Here is an 18,636-nt window from a genome sequence, read left to right as displayed (position 1 = left end):
AGATTGGCAGCGGTCTTGAACTTGGACTCGAGCATCATCTCCTGGCGGAAGACGGTATCGAGCATCGACTGGGCGCTCTGGTTGACGCTGAGCAGTTGCGCGATGGTTGGCCCTGGGCCGGTGAGACCCGGCAAGGTTCCGAGCGCATACTGGATTTTCTCGCCCTCGGCGTTGATGATATGAGCCAGTCCCAGTTCTTCCATCGCAATGGACGAGAAGAGCAGATTGACCACATCATCTCGGGTGAGCGTGATGTCGGGCGTAATATTCGGTAGATTCGGATTGGACAAGTGATAGCCTCCTTAGTCGTGAACTAAGATAATTTATTCGCAATAGACCGATTAGGAACTTGGTTTTCACCTATTTTGAGCCGTTATGGCATTCAAACGGAGAATTTGTACGCTTCCCTTCTTTGGCGTATCTTTTTTCAGAGGTGATGTCAGACGTACGATTTCATATCTTTTTGGCCGGCATCATTTAAGGGGGTTAATCATAGGATGGGGTAAAGACCGAATGGAAAAGAGGCGGTGACCATCCGTGATTACGATTAGTCTCTGTATGATCGTCAAAAACGAAGAAGAAGTGTTAAGGCAATGCCTCAGCAGCGTTGCGCCTGCAATCAACGAGATTATCATTGTCGACACAGGCTCCACCGATGGAACCAAGCAAATCGCCAAGGAGTTCAAGGCGCGCATCTTTGATTTCGAATGGGTCGATGACTTCGCCAAAGCCCGCCAATATGCCTTCGATCAGGCAACCTCCGACTATATCCTGTGGCTGGACGCCGACGATCAGCTCAGCGAGATCGACATGCGCAAGCTGATCAAGCTGAAGCGAGAGCTCCCAGTCGAAGTGGATGCGGTATCGATGCTCTACCATATCTCCTTTGATGCGGCAGGGACGCCGAACTTTACCTATCGGCGCAACCGACTGGTGAAGCGCGAGCGTGGCTTCCGCTGGATCGGCGCAGTACATGAGTATCTGGAGGTCGGGGGCAATATCCTCGCATCGGATATCGCGGTGCGCCATATGAAGTCTACCAAGCAAAAATTACTGCCTTCGACACGAAGGAATCTGGAAATCTATGAAAGACGTAAAGCCAAAGGGGAAGAATTCAATCCGCGCGATCTGTTCTACTATGCCAACGAACTCAAGGACCATGGCGATTTTGGCTCGGCCGTTGTGTATTACGACAAGTTCCTGGAGACGAGGAAAGGGTGGGTGGAGGACGAGATCCGCGCCTGTCTCAACCTCTACGATTGTCAAAACGCGCTGGGGCGACCAGAGCTTGCGTTTGCAGCGTTGCTGCGCACGATGAATTATGACGTCCCCCGGCCTGAGGCTTCATGCAAGATCGGCGATACGTTCAAGGGCAAAGCGCGGTATCGCGAGGCGGCCTTCTGGTACCGCCTCGCCTTTGAGGTGAATGTGCAGGATAGTCAAGGATTTGTGCTGCCGCATTATTCGACCTGGTATCCGCATCTTCAGCTCGTCGTCTGTTGCTGGGAGCTGGGCGATCAGCGGCAGGCGATCTACCATAATGACAAGGCCGGCGAATATTTGCCGGACTCGCCTCAGGTCAAGCACAACCGCGACTTCTTTGACGTGTTCTTCAAGGATAAGCCATCGCCTACGCTCGATCAGCCCGAACCAACAAGGCTATGAAGCAACCATTTATCGCCCTGCGTGCGCTGCGCGGGGCTTCTTCGCGTACGCGGCAGCAGGATGGTCGGCAGCCCTCCAAAAAATAGCGGCGATTGCTAACGCCAATTCGACTCACATCGCATATAGTATCCAAAGCCCAACCGCTGTCGGAAGGGTAGCGTACGCTTCCCCGGTAACAATCTGCATGACAAGGAAGGTGGATGAATGGAGAAATTGGAGCTGCGGACGTTGCATATCTCATTCAGAGAGGGGGAGGGGGAGTGAAGGTCGTCATCCTGGCAGGAGGCTACGGGACGCGGCTCAGCGAGGAGACCAAGAGCCGGCCCAAGCCGATGGTGGAGATCGGGGGCAAGCCGATCCTGTGGCATATCATGAAGCATTACGCACACTATGGCTTCCGCGAGTTCGTGCTGTGTCTCGGGTACAAGGGAGAGGTAATCAAGGATTACTTCCTGCACTACGCCGCGCGCCACTCTGACATGACGATCGATCTGCAACACCCCGAACGCATCATCACCCATCATCGGCACGTCGAGCCATGGAAGATTACGCTGGCCGATACCGGCGAGGGCACGATGACCGGCGGGCGAGTCAAGCGGATCGCGGCGTATGTGGATGGCCAGCCCTTCATGCTCACCTATGGCGACGGGGTTTCCAATGTCGACCTGCGGCAACTGCTGGCCTATCATCAGTCGCATGGCAAGCTGGCTACGGTGACGGCTGTGCAGCCGGCAGGCCGGTTCGGAGCGCTGCAGCTGACGGACAGCTCGCGCGTGGAGCGCTTCGCAGAGAAAGCGCCCGGCGACGGCCACTGGATCAATGGCGGCTTTTTCGTCTTCGAGCCCGGGATGTTGGATTATCTGGCAGGCGACGATACCGTACTCGAGCTGCAGCCTCTGGAGCAGTTGGCCGCGACAGGCCAGCTCATGGCTTACCAGCATAGCGGGTTCTGGCATCCTATGGACACGCTGCGGGACCGGCAGACGCTGGAGGGGCTATGGCAGCAGGGGCAGGCACAATGGCAGAGCTGGCAGGTGAAGAGCGATGAATAAGGCATTCTGGAAAAACAAAAAGGTCGTCGTCACGGGACACACAGGATTCAAGGGGGCATGGCTCAGCCTGTGGCTGCATGAGATGGGAGCGCGAGTCGTCGGTTATGCGCTGCCTGCCGACCACCCCGACGCGTTGTTCCGACTGGCGCAGGTCGACCAGATGGTCCATTCTATCATGGGAGATGTCCGGGACTACAACCGGCTCTACACCGTGATTCGGGACGAAGACCCGGATATCGTATTCCACATGGCCGCACAGCCGCTCGTCAAGGAGAGCTATCTTCACCCGCGCACCACCTATGATGTCAATCTGATGGGCTCGGTCCATCTGCTGGAGGCGATCAGGCTCAGGAGCGGCAGGAAAAATCTCGCCGTCGTCATGGTCACGACAGACAAAACGTATGTCAATCATGACTGGCTCTGGGGCTATCGGGAGGACGACCGGCTCGGGGGCTATGATCCTTACTCCAGCAGCAAGGCCTGCTCGGAGCTGGCGATCTCCAGTTATCGCGACTCGTTCTTCCCGGCCTCTCATTATGTCAAGCATGGCGTAGGACTCGCGTCGGCACGCGCAGGGAACGTCATCGGCGGCGGCGATTGGGCGGCCAACCGACTGGTCCCTGACAGCATACGGGCCTATCTGAAGCAGGAGACGTTATGGATCAGGCATCCGGAGGCCATCCGGCCGTGGCAGCACGTCCTGGAGCCATTAGCCGGCTATCTGCAATTGGCGGAGAGGCTCTATATCGATGGCGCGGCTTATGCGTCTGCGTGGAACTTTGGCCCAGAGGACCGCGACTGCGCAACGGTAAGACAAATCGTAGAGATGCTGAAAAAACGCGGCATGCACACCTTGTCATATCGACTCGATCATGCGGAGCAGCCGCACGAGGCGCGCACCTTGAAGCTGGACTGCTCCAAAGCCAAGACGGTCCTTGGCTGGCGTCCCCGCTGGTCGGTATCGGAGGCGATCGACAGCATCGTCGCATGGACCAAGGCGTATGAGCATCGACAGGATATCAAGCAGCTCTGCCTGGAGCAGATTCAGTCCTACCAGCACGTGCAGGACCAGTTATGAACATCCTCGTCACCGGCGCAACAGGTTATCTGGGCAGTCGTCTTGTACGCCGTCTGTTGCATGCCGGCTTCCAGCCGATCATACTAAAACGCTACACCTCCGATGTGGCCAGGATACGCGATCTGCTCCCAGAGCTGCCTAGCTACGATATCGACCGCTGCTCCCTGGATCAGCCGTTCCGGGAGCAGGGGCCCGTGTCGACGGTGCTACATACCGCGACGTTGTATGGCAGAGGAAGGGAGACGATCTCGGATCTGTGGCAGGCCAATGTCGTATTTCCCGTACAGTTATTGGAGACGGCTGCGCGATACGGTACCGATACCTTCATCAATACCGATACAACCTTGCCCAAGGATGTCAATGCCTATGCGCTGACCAAACATCAATTCGCAGAGTGGGGCAAATATTATGCGTCGCAACAACAGGATCTAAGCTGGCTCAATGTGCGACTGGAATATATGTACGGACCCGGCATGCCAGCGAATAATCTGATCAACAGACTGGTCTGCGATTGTCTGGCAGGACGAGACGTGATCCCGATGACGATCGGGGAGCAGCGAAGAGATTTTATCTATATCGACGATGTCGTGACAGCCTATGAGGCGATTTTTCGCTCGCTTGCCAAGACGAATGATCGGCAGTCCTCCTATGATCTGGGCAGTGGCGAGGCGATTGCGATACGAGAGCTCGCCTGTCTCGTCCGAGACTTGACCGGCTCCTCCGTCCCTATACAATTCGGCGCTCTGCCTTCCCGGCCGAACGAGCCTTTGGAGACCAAGGCAGATCTGACATCGATGGTCAAGCTTGGGTGGAGGCCAAGGAGAGGGCTGCGGAATGGTATTCTTAGCGTAATTGCCTATGAGCGGGGACAAAAGGACAACGCCATGTTATAGCGTTGTCCTTTTCTGATTCCTTCATGTTAAGTTGGGCTATCGCGCGCTTCCGCTGCCAAGATGCGTTTGATCGATTCCACAAACTCCTCGACTCTTTTTTTGGTTGAGTGTCTCTCGTGCACCATACGCATCCCGTTGGACGCGATCTTGGCTCGTTCCTCTTCATGCGTCAGATAGTAGTCGACCACCTCGACGAAGTTGCTGCCGTCGATCGCTGCAAAGTGCTCCCCCGGCACAAAGCCGAGATCAAGAAGCTCTGGCAATTGAGGGGCCACAAGCAAGCTGTTGCAGGCAGGGATTTCAAAGTATTTCATCAGCGGGTACCTGAAGTTGGAGTGGCAGGTGACGCATATTTTGGCTTGGTTCAACGCTTTGGCATAATTGACGCCGACATGCAGGTCGGTTTCATGAGCGCCATACTGGCGGTAACCGGGATGTGGAAGGTGCTTGAACCCTGGGCGACCGCTAAAGGCCTCCAGCATCCTGGACCTCAGAGGATAGACAGGCTCATACAATTCCCCAGTTAGCAAAACATCCACGTTCTTGGCCAGACCGTAATCTCGGTAAACCCCTGTGTTGGCATGATGAGGACTCCATATCATGTTGTGGACAAAGTCCGGATACCACTCGATAAACCGGTCTCTATAGTATGTAAATACATGTCGTACACCTGCATCCTTCATCATCTGTGTGCGGCGCTGTGTATTGAAATGAAGGTCGTGCAAGCACACCGCAAATGGGATCTTTATCGCGTCTAATCCATGGAGGTCAAGCGACTCTATCTCGTAAAAATCGTGAAAATAAACGAAATCCGGGATGAAGCTAAGCGTATCAATAATCGTGTTGACGTCCCCTTCTTGATGAGAGACGGCAAGATCGGTCACTTTAGCGAGTTCCTGTATGAAATAGTAGGCGGCAGGGACAGTATAGTGCGTATCATCTCTGGCGATCACCAGCAACTTGAGTTTTCTCAAGTTACCCCTCCTTTGAGCTTAACGCTTCTATTAGTTAAATAGCTTCAATCTGAAAGGCTCGGCAATCCGTTCGGCATACCGTTGTTGAGCACTCGTCATCGTCTCTACCAGAGCCGCACGGATAGAGGGAATGACAGAGGCCTTTTGAAGCAACTGCTCCTTCAGATCGAGGGCATCCATATCCACCACATAGTGGGCCATGTCCACCGAGTGGGCGAAGTCGTATACCTTGAACCGATAACCTAGAGCGATAAAGGGAACGCGAGCCGCCAAGGAGATATAGCTGGCATGGAGCTTGAAATTAATCGTGTACTCGAATTGGGAGAGCAGATTGACAAAGGTATCCTGATGATGGATATGGGGATCGAAAACCGTCTTTCCACTATCGGCTAACTTATCGTGCAATCGCTGGGCGTGTTCGAGATCCAGTTCCCACATGGTATAAAAGTACAAGGTGTAGCCCTGCGCCTGCAAATCTCGCAACACTTCGACGAGGGCTTCCTCAACGTGCGCTTCGTCGCTGCCATAGATCCGGTTATGGGCAGTCCCCCAGTTGACTCCGATGATCGGCTGCACTAGTCGATCGGATGTTGCGTCCTGCTCAGTCTGCGGAGGTGGCATTAGAAACGCCGGATCACCGCTGATCCTGATCCCCGGGATGCCGATGCTCGCGAGTAATGATTGGGTCAGAGGCCCTCGGACACCGCACCAGTAACTTTGCGTGAAGACCTCTCTCACGTGAGCCAGCACAGGATCTGGGAGATGCAATGGTTCAGTCTCGTTCGCTAACAGAGATGACAAGACAGACCTTGGAAGCCAGTCCATACCCGATCCCCAGATAATGACCTTCCTATTTGCCTGGATGGCTGCAGCCAGACATTCAAACAAGTAGGGGGCGAAGGGATGCACTGGATCTCCGATTAGCGAACCGCCGCCCAGAACGACGTAATCATAGTCGGTCATAGAGGTATACCACAATTCATGGGCTTCATTGTTGACCGGCGTCAACTTGAAATCCTGCTTCGACTCCGATACATATCGCTTGAAGATATCGAACATCAATTCATCTCCAAGATTATTGAAGCCGACCCAACCGATATACAAAATAGACTTCAAAAGCTTCGCCTCCTATTTGCACCCATCCGGTTCGTCCTGGATCAGCTTCAGCACCTGCTTAAGCTTGGACTCGAGCGCCATCTCTTCCCGGAAGACCGAGTCCAGCATATCGCGGGCGCTTTCGTTGACTGCCAGGATCTCCTTGAGCGTATACCTCGTCCCCGGAGATGTCGGCAGGGTGCCGACCGCATACTGAATTTTCTCTCCCTCGGCATTGATAATATGCGCGAGTCCCAGCTCCTCCATGGCGATGGACGCGAGCAGCAGGTTGATGGCTTGATCGCGGGTCAAGCTGATATTCGGCGTTATATTCGGCACATTGGGTGTGGACAAGGGGAACACCTCCTAAATTCTTCTCTGCTCCATAATATATGCATAGGCATCCGTCTATGTTAAAAAAAAATACGTTAATTTCGCGAAGCCCGGTCTAGTCTCCTCGATCATCCTCATAAATATGTGAAGGGTTAGGAACTAAACGTATGGGAAGCGAGGGGGCAATCGATGGAAAAGATCTCGCTATGCATGATCGTCCGGGATGAAGAGCAGCATATCGATCGGTGTCTGGATAGCGTAAGGGGCATCGTCGATGAGATCGTCGTCGTCGACACAGGATCGCGGGATCGGACGGTCGAGGTCTGCAAGGCCTATGGCGCGATCGTGCGGCGACTGCATTGGAAGGGCAACTTCGCCGAGGCTCGGAACTATGGGCTCGAGGAGGCGAGCTGTCCGTGGATCCTCTATCTGGATGCCGACGAGGAGCTGAGCGGCGTCGATCGCGAGGAGATCCTCAAAGCCAAGCAGGCGGAGGAGGTGCAGCAAGCCCATCTGCTGTCGCTGCGCGTCGTCAACTATACAGGGGAGTCGCCGGATGAAGACCAGGTGTATGTGATGGAGCAGTATCGGATGTTCCGTAACGGCCTGGGCTTGCGATTCAAGAACCGGATCCACGAGACGCTGAATGTGAAGGATGTGCTCGTCTCGCCGATCCGAGTCGCCTTGCCAGCGACCATCTACCACTATGGCTACATGGACCATGAGACGCGGCGACGACAGAAGTTCAAGCGCAATATGCATATCCTTAGTCAGGAGCTCGCCCGGCCGGACCACGATCCGTGGGTTGAGTATCACATCGCCAGCGAATACTACCGGATCGGCAGGGAGGGCGATGCGCTGCGCTATGTCAATCAGTCGATCATCAGCTTCCTGAAGAATAATCACCATCCGCCGTCCTTGATCTACAAGCTCAAGTACGAGATGATGCTGAATCCCGAGCATGCCAAGCACGCTTTGTCCTCCATCGACTATGCGATCAGCCTGCATAGCGATTATGTCGATCTGCAATATTACAAGGGCGTACTGCTCTATATGAACGAGAAGTATGCGGAAGGGCTGGAGGCGCTGGACCAATGCCTCGCGATGGGAGAGGACAATGCTAGGCATCTGACGCTGAAAGGAACGGGCTCTTACAGAGCCTGGCACTACAAGGGCAAGTGCTACGAGAAGATGGGTCAACGCACGCGGGCTCGCATCTGCTACGAACGCGCGATCGCTCTGTCGCCGACCTATCAGGAGGCGGCCAAGGATCTGAAACGATTAACGTGGTCTACAAACTCGGAGTAACCCGTATAATACAACAATCAGGTTAAATCGTACGATAACAAGTCGAATGGGAAGCATGCTCAGTTGGAGGTGATGGTCCTTGGCGAGGTCTCCGGATCTGCACACGGATACGGCAATGTCTTCCTTGCTGATCAGGATTGCCATGGAGCGGCTGACGTACGTAGAGAGCATCTACTCACAGACGGAAGAGATGCGTCGGACGATCCAGGGCTTCAGCGCTGCCGACGTGACGCCGTCGGATGGGGTGATGACGCTGCTCCGGGAGCATGAGAAGCTCAACGGCATGATGAAGGAGCTTATCAACAAAGAGATCTACATCGAGGACATCATGGAGCTGATCGTCGGCCCTCCGGGCCGCGCTGCCGCTGATGTGCGAAGGGAGGGTTAAGCGTGTCTTTGCCTAATGTGCCTGATATCGACCCCAAGATTACGATCCGTCGGGAGGATGCTATAACGTTGCTGCTCACTTCGATCGCGATGGAGGAGATCGGCCTGTCCAAGATTATCGAAGCCGAGAGCGAGAAGATCCACCGGGTGGTCAAGGATCATTGCGTCTCCTTTTGCGAAGTCCTGGCTATCAATGACAGCGTCGATCGCATCCTCCGCAACGTCATCCGCAATCAGATGCTGCTGCAGCTGAAGCTGGAGGATGTGCTGAAGCTCGAGAGACATACGCAGGATACGTATGATAAACAGTGGGACTATGTCGACGAGGAATAGCAACCATGAGCGGGAGAGGGGGAAAATCGAATGTCCAGAATGAAAGGAGAGGATCCTGTCTACCCCGTCTCTTATGACGAGGCTGTCCTCCAGTTGCTGCGCTCCATCGTGGTGGAGAATGAATCGCTATCCCAACTGATCCGATCCCAGTCTGAGAAGACGATTGCCTTTACGGGGAGAAAGCTGGATTTCCCCACCAATCCCACCACATCGGAGATTATCGCGTACAACCAGACCTTCATCAGTCTGCTGGACAATGTGCTGATGTCCAAATGGATGGTCATGAAAAAAATGGATGTCCTCCTGCAGCTGAAGCCGCAGGAGACGTCGCTGGACGTAGACAATGAACTGGACCTGCTGGATGATCGTAGCGATCCGCATCTGGACTATTAGAGGGGGCGGCTCTCGATGAATCTGCTGGTCGATAGCGGCTCGCTGCAGCTCCTCGTACGCGCGTCGCTCAACCTGCTGGAGGCGCTCGGGACAGTATGGGAACAGAGTGATCCAAGACAACAGAACTTGCTGGAGCAGCAGATGCTGCGATTGCTCCGGACGCTCGCCGATATGCATCAGCTCCGAAGCCGCATCGACGAGCAAATGCGGCTGGTGCAGGGGCGGAGCCGGACGCCCGGACGGCGCCAGGGCCAGCCGGACGTATACCGAGGCCCGCTGGGCAGCAGGGTGCACGCGGTGCGGATCGATCTGCAGCATCGGATGCGGCCAAAGTTCGCGGACCAACTGGAGGCTTGCTTCCAGCCGCTCATGGAGCTCTACCGAGAGGATGAGCCCGCGATCGTCAACCCTGGCAGAGCCGATCCACCTGCGGCGGCTCCTGCGGCGGCGTACATGGAGGTCGAGGAGGTCGAGCCCGAGGCTGCGGCAGGGCGCGGTCGTCCGACCGCCGTCACGCTGCCGGACTCTGCGCACTGGCGCGCATCCAAGACCGAGCCTGCGCCCAGGCCTGAGCCTGCCCCAGTGTCTGCACCTGTACCGGAGCCTGAGTCTGAACAAGCGTCTGAACCTGTACTGGAGGCGGAGGCCGAACCGGTCCCTGGAGGCGAGATGGTCCAAGAGCCAGCGCCGGAAGCCAGAGCCGTAGCAACGCCCGCAGTACCTGCATCCCCCGAGCCGCCGCCCGTGGCGAGCAAGCCCGACCAGGATAAGCAGGCCAATGCAGGGCCTGTGCTGCTGATCCCCAAGAAGATGGTCAGGATCAAGATCGGCGGGCGATTATACTCGGAGGTGGAACGATGAATAACACGGCTATCGCGCATATCTATGGCTCAAGCTATATCCATACCGGCAAGCATGCCGTCGGCATCTACCTGGATCGGTCCTCGGGCGATGCGATCCTGATCGACTCGGGCGCTAACGAGCAGGCGGCGCGGGAGATCGACGAAGCGCTCGAGGAGGAAGGCTACCGGATCGCAGCCGTGCTGCATACCCATGGGCATCGCAGCAGCTGCGGCGGCGACGCGTACTTGCTGGCGCAGGATCCGGATCTGAGGATCTATGCGACGGCGGCGTCGGCGGCCCGGGCTCATCCGCCGCAATCGCTGCCTCATCTGAGCGGCGGCTCCCACAGCGCAAGAGCGTCGCAAGCTCCCCTGCGGGTCACCGATATCCTGCCAGATGGAGACGCCCAGGTGACGATCGGCGATGTCACGATGCGAGTGATCGCCCTGCCGGGCCATGCGCCAGGGATGGTCGGGCTCCAGACGCCCGACGATGTGTTGTATTGCGGCGACGCCTTGTTCGGCGAGCGCGTCCTGCGCCGGCAGAGCTTGCTGCTGTACGCCAGCATCGAGGACGCGCGGGCGACCTTCCGCAAGCTGAGCCAGATGGCGCCCAAGGCCTATGTTCTCTACCATGGCGGGGTCTTACGGGAGATAAACGCGTTGATCAATCCCCATCTGGAGCGACTGAATTCGCTGACCAAGCGGTTCGAGGATCTGATCGCCACCCAGCCGATCACCCTCGAGAGGCTCGTGCAGCAGACGATGCAGGAGCATGCGCTGGACGACTCCCTGGAGCATTACGGACTAGCCATGCAGATCGTCCAGTCGCACGTCGCCGAGCTGCTGCGGATGGATCGGATCTCGCTTAAGGTCGAGCAGGGGGCCTTGCATTTTGCCAGTCGCTGAGCGGGTTCTAGCCTTGGTCAGGATTTGGACAGCGGGGTGCGTTATACTCATGGAGGACAAAGACATGAAGGGAGACTTAACCGTGGCATGCCCTAATGAAGAACTGTTCATCATGACCGCAGCTATGTTTGACATGCTGAAGACGATCTCGACACGCATAAACGAACTGGAGAAGCTGGAGTTTATTGATTGGAGCCGTTTTTTCAAGTGGCACGTGTTAATGGATGACTTCGTAGTCGGCTGCGGTATCCCCGAGCCGATCCGGGCAGAGGTCATGGAGTCTTACATCCTTCCTGGACTGGAGGAGGAGCTTGATCCGCGCGAGGTTGTGCGAGGCATCATAGACGCAGTTACGTCTTACCGCAAGGAATACCCTCAGGGCACAAACGGCATGGCTTGATTCATCAAGCCATGCCGTTTGTTTTAGGATTAGGCGTCCAGCAGCACGTCAAAGGAAACGGTCGTCCCCTCGCCAGGCTGGGTCGCGATGCGCAAGCCCTGACCATATAGCTGCTTCAGCCGCTGATTCGTATTGCTGAGGCCGATACCCTTGCCCTCCGCGCTCTTGCGCGGCCAAGCCAACACCTCCTCGATCTGTGCCGCCGTCATCCCGACACCATCGTCTATGACGGAGATCGTCGCCCGATCGCCCTCGCGGATGATTCGTATACAGAGCCGACCGCCCTTTATGCGTTTGAGTAGTCCGTGTCGAACCGCATTTTCGATCAGCGGCTGGATGGAGAGCGGAGGGATCTGTAACGGCAAGTCCTCATCGCCCTCCCACACGACCTGCAGACGATCGCCGAATCGCTCTTGCTCGATATACAGATAGCTGCGTGAGAGCTCGAGCTCATGCTGCAGTGGGACCAGCTCCTTGGTGTTGATAAAGTGGTAGCTGGTCTGCAAGTAGGTGATCAAGGCATCCGCCAGCCTCTGCATCCGCTGGATATCAAAATCGCCAAGCGCCATAATCGCATTTAAGGAATTCAGGAAAAAATGCGGCTGAATCTGGGCTTGCAGGTAAGCGGCCTCGATACGCAGCCGTTCGTCCACGGACCGCTTCAGCTGGATCAGGGAAGCGATCCGGTGGCGCAGCTCGACCACATCGACAGGCTTGGTCACATAGTCGGTCGCCCCGGCCTGGAAGCCTGCATAGATATCGGCGGCGGCGCTGCGAGCCGTCAGCAGGAGGATCGGCAGCTCCGCCGCCGAATAATGCTGCCTGACCGCCTGACTCAAGGCATATCCGGACATCTCGGGCATCATGACATCGGCGATCAGCAGATCCCATCGACGCGCCTCCAGCTGGACCAGCGCTTCGCGGGCGGAGGTGACGGTCGTCAGGACAGCGGCCGAGTCCTCGAGCATCTTGCGCAGCACCTTGAGATTGACCGGATCGTCGTCCACTACGAGGATCGCCGCCCCCTCGCCCGGCTCGGGCTCGCTCGCAGCGAGCTCTGTGGCCGCGACCTGTGGTATATCGGGCGTCTCGATGAGCAGCGGAGCGACAGCCGGCTTATGACGCCTGCCCGCGTCCTGTTCCGCGGGAGTGGGCAGGCTGATGTCGAAGGCAGTACCCTCTCCCAGGCTTGAGCTGGCTATGATGCTGCCGCCATGCAGCTCGACCAGTTGTTTCACGATATGCAGTCCAAGGCCGAGCCCCTGGCTCCTCTGCGCCTCCACATCCCCCTGAGTATAAGGCTCAAATATCCGCTGCAGCTGCTCCTCGCGCATCCCGACGCCGGTGTCGGATACTCGCAAGACCACTCGGTTCCCCTCGACGCCCGCATACATCGTAATCGTGCCCCGTTCGGTAAATTTGATCGCGTTGTGCAGCAGGTTAAACAAGATCTGCACCAATCTTCGCTCGTCCGCCCAGACCCGCAGCTGCGGGTCTGCAATCTCGGTCGTCAGCCTGATCGGCTTGTCTTCGAGCATGAACCGCAGCATATCGATGACCCCTGAGATCGTGGCCGATACGGACAGCCATTCCTGCCGCAAGGCGATGCGGTTCGCCTTGATCAACGCGAGATCCTGCAGATCCTCTACCAGCTGCGCCATGCGCCGCCCGATCGAGACGATCAAATGCAGGGATTGGACATCATCCGGCGAAGCTTGGGGCGTCTCCTTGGTCGCCGCTTGCTGTGCGAGGCTGATCATGCCGTGGAGCGGCGTGCGCAATTCGTGAGCTGTGTTGGCCAGGAACTGGTCCTTCTGACGATCCTCGCGCTGCAGCCGGATATTAAGCTCCCGCACCTCGTCCAGCGTACGGAAGTACTTGCGGAACCAGAAGATCGAGAAGCTGATAATCGCTGCGATCATATCCAGCGGATAATACTCTGGCGTACCGCCGCGTACCGTGTGGATGATGCCCCAGACTGCGCTCGAGATACTGCTGGTCGCTGCGATCAGGAGGTAGATGGCATCAGGCTGGCGGCGTACAGCCATCCGGATAAACACCGCCAGAGACACAATGATCGGCGCGATATAGAACAGATCGGTTAGTCGGTAGTTCATCAAGTGATAAACGGCGCCGACCGGAGCCATGATGATCAGTGCTACGTAGCCCGCCAATGCCATAGCATAGCCTCGGAAGAGACGGCTGCGTGCAGACGAACGATCCAGTCTGCGCGCGAACAACAGCAAGAAAAAAGAAAACAGGGCGTAAGTAATCGTCTTGAGCTTGACCATCCACGTAAAATTGATCGGCAGCCAATGCGTCAGCAGCCCGTCATGGTCGGTGACGACGATAAGGGCAGTGACCAATGTAAGCAAAGAGAAGATCAGGGTGCCGCGCTGCTGTCTGTTGAAGCCATACATGATCAACGTATAAACGGAGTGCAGCACGAGCAGCAGGAAGATGAACTTCTGCTGCTCGGTGGAGATGCCGCGCTGAGTCGTCAATATGTCTGCATCGCCCAGATACAAGGAACGCAGGATGCCGCCAGTGTAAGGATCGTCGAAGTTGGCCACCTGTATCAGCAGCTCGAGCCGGGAAGCGTCCGGCAGGAAACGAACCAGGAACGGGGTGCGCTCCGGTACATAGTCGGCTGCGTGCTGACCTAGTCGCCCATAGGCAGCCAGTACCTCGCCATTGATCTCTAACCGGGCAGCGGCCTGCAGCCGCTGCACCCAGAGCGCCAGCTCCTGCTCTCCCGGCTCCAGCAAGATCGTCAACCGATAGGTGCCATAGCCGAAGGATTGATTGTCTGGCAGCGCATGCTTCCAATTGCCCGGCACCTGGATCGTCTGAGCCAGCGCTTGGTCGGCCTCGGCCAGATCTTCATACGTGTAATAAACCTCGGGGTAGAATAGCCACTCGCCATCCAGCGGCATAAGTCCCTCGCGCCCAGAATCCCCGTCGCGAAGATCGAGCAGGCCCTGCTCGATGCGAGCAGGCTCCTGTACATCAAAGTAAGTCGACCACAACAACCGTAAACCGATTAACGAAAATATCAATAGGAGAAGCGGAATCACGATGCGTCTGAAAATATGCGGCGTCCTTTTTTTGTTCATCATTGGCGTCCTTTTCTAAATTTAGCATCGTAAATGCTGGTTTTCTAAAGAATTCATGTAAAAAAAGTTCACAGAACAGAGTTCTTATTATTAAATCATAGTTGAAACATGCTACTATTGACAATAGACAAAAGGTAGGACAAACGGTAACAGGAGTGGTAGCCATGAACATCATCTTGGTCGATGACGAGCCTCTCGCCCTTAAACGACTGAACAAACTGCTGTCGGAGCATCGCGGCTGTCACGTGCTCGGCATCAGCAGCGATCCGCTGGAAGCGCTGGACATGATCGAGCGGCTGCAGCCGGACCTGGTCTTCCTGGATATCGAGATGCCCGGGATCAACGGGATTCAAGCGGCTGAGGAGATCCGGCAGCTGTCGCAGAGGACGGAGATTATCTTCACCACCGCGCATCGCGACTACGCCCTCGTCGCCTATGGGCTGGAGGTGATGGACTATATCGTCAAGCCAGTCACGCGCGAACGGCTGGACCAGACGATGCGGATGCTCGAGCGCAGACTGCTCATCACGCTCGAGACGAGCACAGCGCTTCCGACCATTTATTGTCTGGGCAATCTGCAGATCCAGGCTATGCCCGATCTCGCCCCTACGCCAATGAATTTTCGCACCGCCAAGATTCGCGAGCTGTTCGCATTCCTGCTGCATCATCGAGGCACGCCGGTCAAGCGCGACCTGCTGCTGGACATGCTCTGGCCGGAGCTGGATGAGAAGCGAGGCATCGCCAACCTGTACACGAGCATCCATCGCCTGCGGGCGATGCTGACGGATCAGGCAGGGGAGGGTAAGGTGTCGATCCATTACCGCCAGTTCGGCTATGAGCTCGATATGCACGCTTTGCTGGTGGACACCGAGCTGTGGCAGGAGCGACTGCAGCGATTGACTGTACTGACGCCTGCATCCGTGCATGACTATGAGCAGGTTATGAATGCGTATACAGGCTATTATCTGCAGGAGGACGATTACAACTGGGCTGAGGTTGAGCGCAATCGACTGCACGCGCTCTGGCGCAAGCTCGCCGAGACGCTCGCCGACTATTACGACGTTCGGGATGCGCATACCGAGGCGATCGCCATCTATCATCGCCTGCAGCAGTTCGAGCCGGGGCTCGAGAGCGCGGCTCTCTCGTTGATGAAGATCTATCATCGACTGCACAATGCGATCGCCGTCGAGCAGCAATACCAGCGCCTCGTCAAGACGCTCCAGCAAGAGGCCGGCGTGCGTCCGGGTCATGAGGTGAACCGGTGGTATGCCGAGTGGAAGGCGGGCAAGGGGTAGGGCTGATCGCCAATCTGTAAAAAAATGCTCTTCCGGCTTCCCGGAAGAGCAAGTGATGGCTGGCAGGCAGACTATGTTTCAGGAAGTTTGAAGATAATAATGCCTGCATTATTTACTTGTCTACCACGAATGTTGGCAGTTTGAAAGCTAACAGTTGTATTGCCGATATTAAAAACAGAGATTGTGTCGTTAGCTAGTAAGTCCAGTATGCCAATAATTGCGGCAACTCCTGGGAGCCCGGTGTAGCTTGTCGTTTCAGGAACCGCAGCTCCTGCCTTCAACAACTGAAACGCTCCGTTAGGACTAGCCTGTCTAGGAGCAATAAAACTTAGAACAAAATATTTACCATCAGTAGGAACTGTAAAATCAGTATTGGCGCCATTCACCGTAATACCGCCATTTTGACCACCCGCATCGAAGACTACTTTGCTGCTTGGAGCTGAAGATCTGCCATTAGCATCGGAATACCGACTTATCCAAGCTGTTGAAAAACCTCCGGTTGTGCCTGTGGCACCAGTTACACCCGTGATGCCAGGGGCTCCCGTCACACCGGTCACCCCGGTGGCTCCCGTCACGCCCGTAATACCCGTGATGCCCGTAACTCCAGTCAACCCGGTAATCCCCGTAGCGCCCGTCGCGCCTGTGATGCCAGTCACTCCCGTAGCGCCCGTCGCTCCAGTAAAGCCAGTCACTCCCGTCGCGCCTGTCGCTCCAGTAAAGCCAGTGATTCCTGTTGCTCCGGTCGTCGTGCCGGTAATGCCTGTCGCTCCGGTCGTCCCAGTCACGCCAGTAATGCCGGACGCTCCCATCTCGCCTGTGATGCCGGTGGCGCCCGTCGCGCCTGTAATGCCAGTCACTCCCGTCGCTCCAGTAAAGCCAGTGATTCCTGTCGCTCCGGTCTGGCCGGTAATGCCGGTCACGCCCGTCGCACCAGTCACGCCAGTAATTCCTGTCGCGCCCGTCGCGCCAGTGACTCCTGTTACGCCCGTCGTACCAGTCACGCCTGAGACTCCTGTCGCGCCTGTCGCACCAGTCACGCCTGAGACTCCTGTCGCGCCCGTGGCGCCAGTCATGCCTGAGACTCCTGTCGCGCCCGTGGCGCCAGTCATGCCAGAAACGCCTGTCACGCCTGTCGCACCAGTCACGCCCGTCACGCCTGTGACTCCCGTCGCGCCTGTTGGTCCAGTAATGCCACTGATTCCCGTCGCTCCCGTGGCTCCAGTGACCCCAGCGACTCCCGTGGCTCCCGTAGCCCCCGTGGCTCCCGTAATGCTAATACCGGTTGCCCCGGTACTGCCTTCGCCTATCGGTACCCAGTTGCTGTAATTGTTGCCACCATCCTGACTGCTGCGGTAGTAGAGGGCCTGATTGGAGATATACAGCTGCTGCACAAAGTCGTCGACGCGCGACACATAGATCGTCCAGACGCTGTCAGGCACGACGCCCTCGGGGCTGTCCCCGGGTCCAGGACCTGTCGGACCTGCCGAGCTATACACTCCAGGCTGTTTGTAATCCGAGAGCGGGTTACCGGGTGGTGCCTCGTTATTGATCGGGAAGACGCCGTTATCGGGACCGAGGACGACAACGCCGGTCTGTCCATTGACGCTCAGTACGCCCCCGGGTTGGCCAGCCGCGCCTGTCGGCCCTTGCGGGCCGTATTGCGAATTAGCTGAATATATATAGGTCAAGTTTCATTCCTCCTTGCCATTCATTTCTGTGTACAGACAGCAACATGTTAAGCAAGTTTGATTATCGTAACTTTCGCATACGTGATGTCGTCCGTGCCAGCTTGTGGACTAGCTAGCACCGTAACCGGAGTACCAGTTTGCGCGGCAGCAACGGCAAGTCTTTGGTTTGCAGTTAGGTTGTATATGTCTGCTACGATGATCGTGGCCGGACCATTGCCGTATACGAGAGCTCTATTATTTTCAGCCGGCAAATCACCAGTGTGAAAAGTAAAGACGCCATCTGAACCATTTGCAATAGTAATCGAAGCTAGGATAAAATAAGTTCCAGGATTTTGAACTTCAAAATATCTTTCACCTGTTGCACTACCTGGAACCCAAGTAATATCAAGGCCCGCCTCGCCAGTTACATTAAAATCTATCCTATCACGACGATCGAGAGAAATCGTGCCGGTAGTGGATGCAAATCGACTGAAATTAGTTGTCAAGAAGACTCCTGTGGGGCCTGTTACGCCAGGGGCACCCGTATTGCCCGTCGCGCCGGTTGCTCCTGTGACTCCTGTGGGTCCTGTCGCGCCAGTGGGTCCGGTGGCACCGGTGATTCCCGTGGCGCCGGTGGCACCCGTGGTGCCGGTGGCACCCGTGACGCCGGTGACACCCGTCACACCTGTAGCACCCGTGGCGCCGGTAGCACCTGTCGCCCCTGTCGCCCCTGTGATGCCAGTGGCACCTGTCGCCCCTGTCGCCCCTGTGACGCCGGTGGCACCTGTCACACCTGTGATGCCGGTGGTTCCCGTCGCGCCGGTGGCACCCGTCACACCTGTAGCACCCGTGGCGCCGGTAGCACCTGTCGCACCTGTGATGCCGGTGGTTCCCGT

Annotated in this window: 18 protein-coding genes and 2 pseudogenes; 12 read left to right on the top strand and 8 right to left on the bottom strand. The window is 56.6% G+C overall.

Annotated features, from left to right (window positions below):
* Positions 1-290: pseudogene (locus PA598K_RS21355) on the bottom strand (collagen-like protein); the annotation flags it as partial.
* Positions 291-537: 247 nt separating this feature from the next.
* Here PA598K_RS21355 and PA598K_RS21350 point away from each other — a divergent pair.
* The 4 genes from PA598K_RS21350 (at position 538) to PA598K_RS21335 (ending at position 4,688) form a co-directional block, all read left to right on the top strand.
* The gene (locus PA598K_RS21350) at positions 538-1,665 is read left to right on the top strand and encodes a glycosyltransferase family 2 protein (protein ID WP_128658910.1); all 1,128 of its coding nucleotides are present in this window, start codon (positions 538-540) and stop codon (positions 1,663-1,665) included.
* A gap of 260 nt (positions 1,666-1,925) precedes the next feature.
* Positions 1,926-2,717 carry a glucose-1-phosphate cytidylyltransferase gene (gene rfbF / locus PA598K_RS21345; protein WP_128658909.1) on the top strand — a complete coding sequence of 264 codons (792 nt, stop codon included), beginning with the start codon at positions 1,926-1,928 and terminating at the stop codon, positions 2,715-2,717.
* Positions 2,710-3,795, top strand: a complete 1,086-nt coding sequence (rfbG, locus tag PA598K_RS21340) for a CDP-glucose 4,6-dehydratase (protein ID WP_128658908.1) — start codon at positions 2,710-2,712, stop codon at positions 3,793-3,795. The genes rfbF and rfbG overlap by 8 nt, the downstream gene beginning before the upstream one ends.
* The gene (locus PA598K_RS21335; protein WP_128658907.1) at positions 3,792-4,688 is read left to right on the top strand and encodes an NAD-dependent epimerase/dehydratase family protein; all 897 of its coding nucleotides are present in this window, start codon (positions 3,792-3,794) and stop codon (positions 4,686-4,688) included. Before rfbG ends, PA598K_RS21335 begins: the two co-directional genes overlap by 4 nt.
* A 26-nt stretch (positions 4,689-4,714) precedes the next feature.
* Here the strand turns inward: PA598K_RS21335 and PA598K_RS21330 are convergent, their stop codons facing one another.
* The 3 genes from PA598K_RS21330 to PA598K_RS21320 are packed head-to-tail and all read right to left on the bottom strand — an operon-like array spanning position 4,715 to position 7,111.
* Positions 4,715-5,662, bottom strand: coding sequence for a glycosyltransferase family protein (locus PA598K_RS21330; protein ID WP_128658906.1), 948 nt, complete (start codon positions 5,660-5,662; stop codon positions 4,715-4,717).
* A 30-nt stretch (positions 5,663-5,692) separates the two neighbouring features.
* Complete coding sequence (locus PA598K_RS21325) at positions 5,693-6,778, bottom strand: polysaccharide pyruvyl transferase family protein (RefSeq protein WP_128658905.1); 1,086 nt, start codon at positions 6,776-6,778, stop codon at positions 5,693-5,695.
* A 12-nt stretch (positions 6,779-6,790) separates the two neighbouring features.
* Entirely contained in the window at positions 6,791-7,111 is a 321-nt protein-coding gene (locus tag PA598K_RS21320) for a hypothetical protein (protein WP_128658904.1), read from the bottom strand.
* A 168-nt stretch (positions 7,112-7,279) separates the two neighbouring features.
* Between PA598K_RS21320 and PA598K_RS21315 the strand changes: the two genes are divergently transcribed.
* From PA598K_RS21315 to PA598K_RS21285, 7 genes are all read left to right on the top strand, one after another.
* Positions 7,280-8,398, top strand: coding sequence for a glycosyltransferase (locus PA598K_RS21315; protein WP_128658903.1), 1,119 nt, complete (start codon positions 7,280-7,282; stop codon positions 8,396-8,398).
* A 79-nt stretch (positions 8,399-8,477) separates the two neighbouring features.
* Positions 8,478-8,786: a hypothetical protein gene (locus PA598K_RS21310; RefSeq protein ID WP_128658902.1), complete on the top strand. Its 309-nt coding sequence runs from the start codon at positions 8,478-8,480 to the stop codon at positions 8,784-8,786.
* A 2-nt stretch (positions 8,787-8,788) separates the two neighbouring features.
* A complete protein-coding gene (locus PA598K_RS21305) occupies positions 8,789-9,118 on the top strand; it encodes a hypothetical protein (RefSeq protein WP_128658901.1) in 330 nt (109 codons plus the stop codon).
* Between the two features lie 30 nt (positions 9,119-9,148).
* The gene (locus PA598K_RS21300) at positions 9,149-9,511 is read left to right on the top strand and encodes a hypothetical protein (RefSeq protein WP_128658900.1); all 363 of its coding nucleotides are present in this window, start codon (positions 9,149-9,151) and stop codon (positions 9,509-9,511) included.
* A 15-nt stretch (positions 9,512-9,526) separates the two neighbouring features.
* Entirely contained in the window at positions 9,527-10,372 is an 846-nt protein-coding gene (locus PA598K_RS21295) for a hypothetical protein (protein WP_128658899.1), read from the top strand.
* Entirely contained in the window at positions 10,369-11,262 is an 894-nt protein-coding gene (locus tag PA598K_RS21290; protein ID WP_128658898.1) for an MBL fold metallo-hydrolase, read from the top strand. The genes PA598K_RS21295 and PA598K_RS21290 overlap by 4 nt, the downstream gene beginning before the upstream one ends.
* A gap of 64 nt (positions 11,263-11,326) precedes the next feature.
* Positions 11,327-11,662: a hypothetical protein gene (locus PA598K_RS21285; protein WP_128658897.1), complete on the top strand. Its 336-nt coding sequence runs from the start codon at positions 11,327-11,329 to the stop codon at positions 11,660-11,662.
* Positions 11,663-11,691: 29 nt separating this feature from the next.
* Here PA598K_RS21285 and PA598K_RS21280 read toward each other — a convergent pair whose 3' ends face one another.
* Complete coding sequence (locus PA598K_RS21280; RefSeq protein WP_128658896.1) at positions 11,692-14,778, bottom strand: hybrid sensor histidine kinase/response regulator; 3,087 nt, start codon at positions 14,776-14,778, stop codon at positions 11,692-11,694.
* Between the two features lie 164 nt (positions 14,779-14,942).
* Between PA598K_RS21280 and PA598K_RS21275 the strand changes: the two genes are divergently transcribed.
* Positions 14,943-16,073, top strand: coding sequence for a response regulator (locus tag PA598K_RS21275; RefSeq protein WP_128658895.1), 1,131 nt, complete (start codon positions 14,943-14,945; stop codon positions 16,071-16,073).
* Positions 16,074-16,144: 71 nt separating this feature from the next.
* On the opposite strand, the gene PA598K_RS38805 is transcribed toward PA598K_RS21275, so the two are convergent.
* The 3 genes and pseudogenes from PA598K_RS38805 to PA598K_RS39215 form a co-directional block, all read right to left on the bottom strand.
* Positions 16,145-17,761, bottom strand: coding sequence for a collagen-like repeat preface domain-containing protein (locus PA598K_RS38805; protein WP_185602141.1), 1,617 nt, complete (start codon positions 17,759-17,761; stop codon positions 16,145-16,147).
* Positions 17,762-17,808: 47 nt separating this feature from the next.
* A complete protein-coding gene (locus PA598K_RS39220) occupies positions 17,809-18,246 on the bottom strand; it encodes a hypothetical protein (protein ID WP_128658894.1) in 438 nt (145 codons plus the stop codon).
* Positions 18,247-18,252: 6 nt separating this feature from the next.
* A pseudogene (locus PA598K_RS39215) lies at positions 18,253-18,636 on the bottom strand (hypothetical protein); the annotation flags it as partial.

Origin of the sequence: Paenibacillus sp. 598K, from assembly GCF_003851045.1 — a bacterium.
Taxonomy (GTDB): Bacteria; Bacillota; Bacilli; order Paenibacillales; family Paenibacillaceae; genus Paenibacillus_D.
The sequence above is the reverse complement of the archived record's forward strand: the minus strand, read 5'-3'. Positions and strand labels throughout refer to the sequence as shown.

Bases quoted from the DNA above. Each gene is read 5' to 3' on its own strand.
- rfbG (WP_128658908.1), top strand. From the start codon at position 2,710: ATGAATAAGGCATTCTGGAAAAACAAAAAGGTCGTCGTCACGGGACAC.
- PA598K_RS21335 (WP_128658907.1), top strand. From the start codon at position 3,792: ATGAACATCCTCGTCACCGGCGCAACAGGTTATCTGGGCAGTCGTCTT.
- PA598K_RS21280 (WP_128658896.1), bottom strand. From the start codon at position 14,778: ATGAACAAAAAAAGGACGCCGCATATTTTCAGACGCATCGTGATTCCG.
- PA598K_RS21300 (WP_128658900.1), top strand. From the start codon at position 9,149: ATGTCCAGAATGAAAGGAGAGGATCCTGTCTACCCCGTCTCTTATGAC.
- PA598K_RS21295 (WP_128658899.1), top strand. From the start codon at position 9,527: ATGAATCTGCTGGTCGATAGCGGCTCGCTGCAGCTCCTCGTACGCGCG.
- PA598K_RS21290 (WP_128658898.1), top strand. From the start codon at position 10,369: ATGAATAACACGGCTATCGCGCATATCTATGGCTCAAGCTATATCCAT.
- PA598K_RS21285 (WP_128658897.1), top strand. From the start codon at position 11,327: ATGAAGGGAGACTTAACCGTGGCATGCCCTAATGAAGAACTGTTCATC.
- PA598K_RS21315 (WP_128658903.1), top strand. From the start codon at position 7,280: ATGGAAAAGATCTCGCTATGCATGATCGTCCGGGATGAAGAGCAGCAT.
- PA598K_RS21275 (WP_128658895.1), top strand. From the start codon at position 14,943: ATGAACATCATCTTGGTCGATGACGAGCCTCTCGCCCTTAAACGACTG.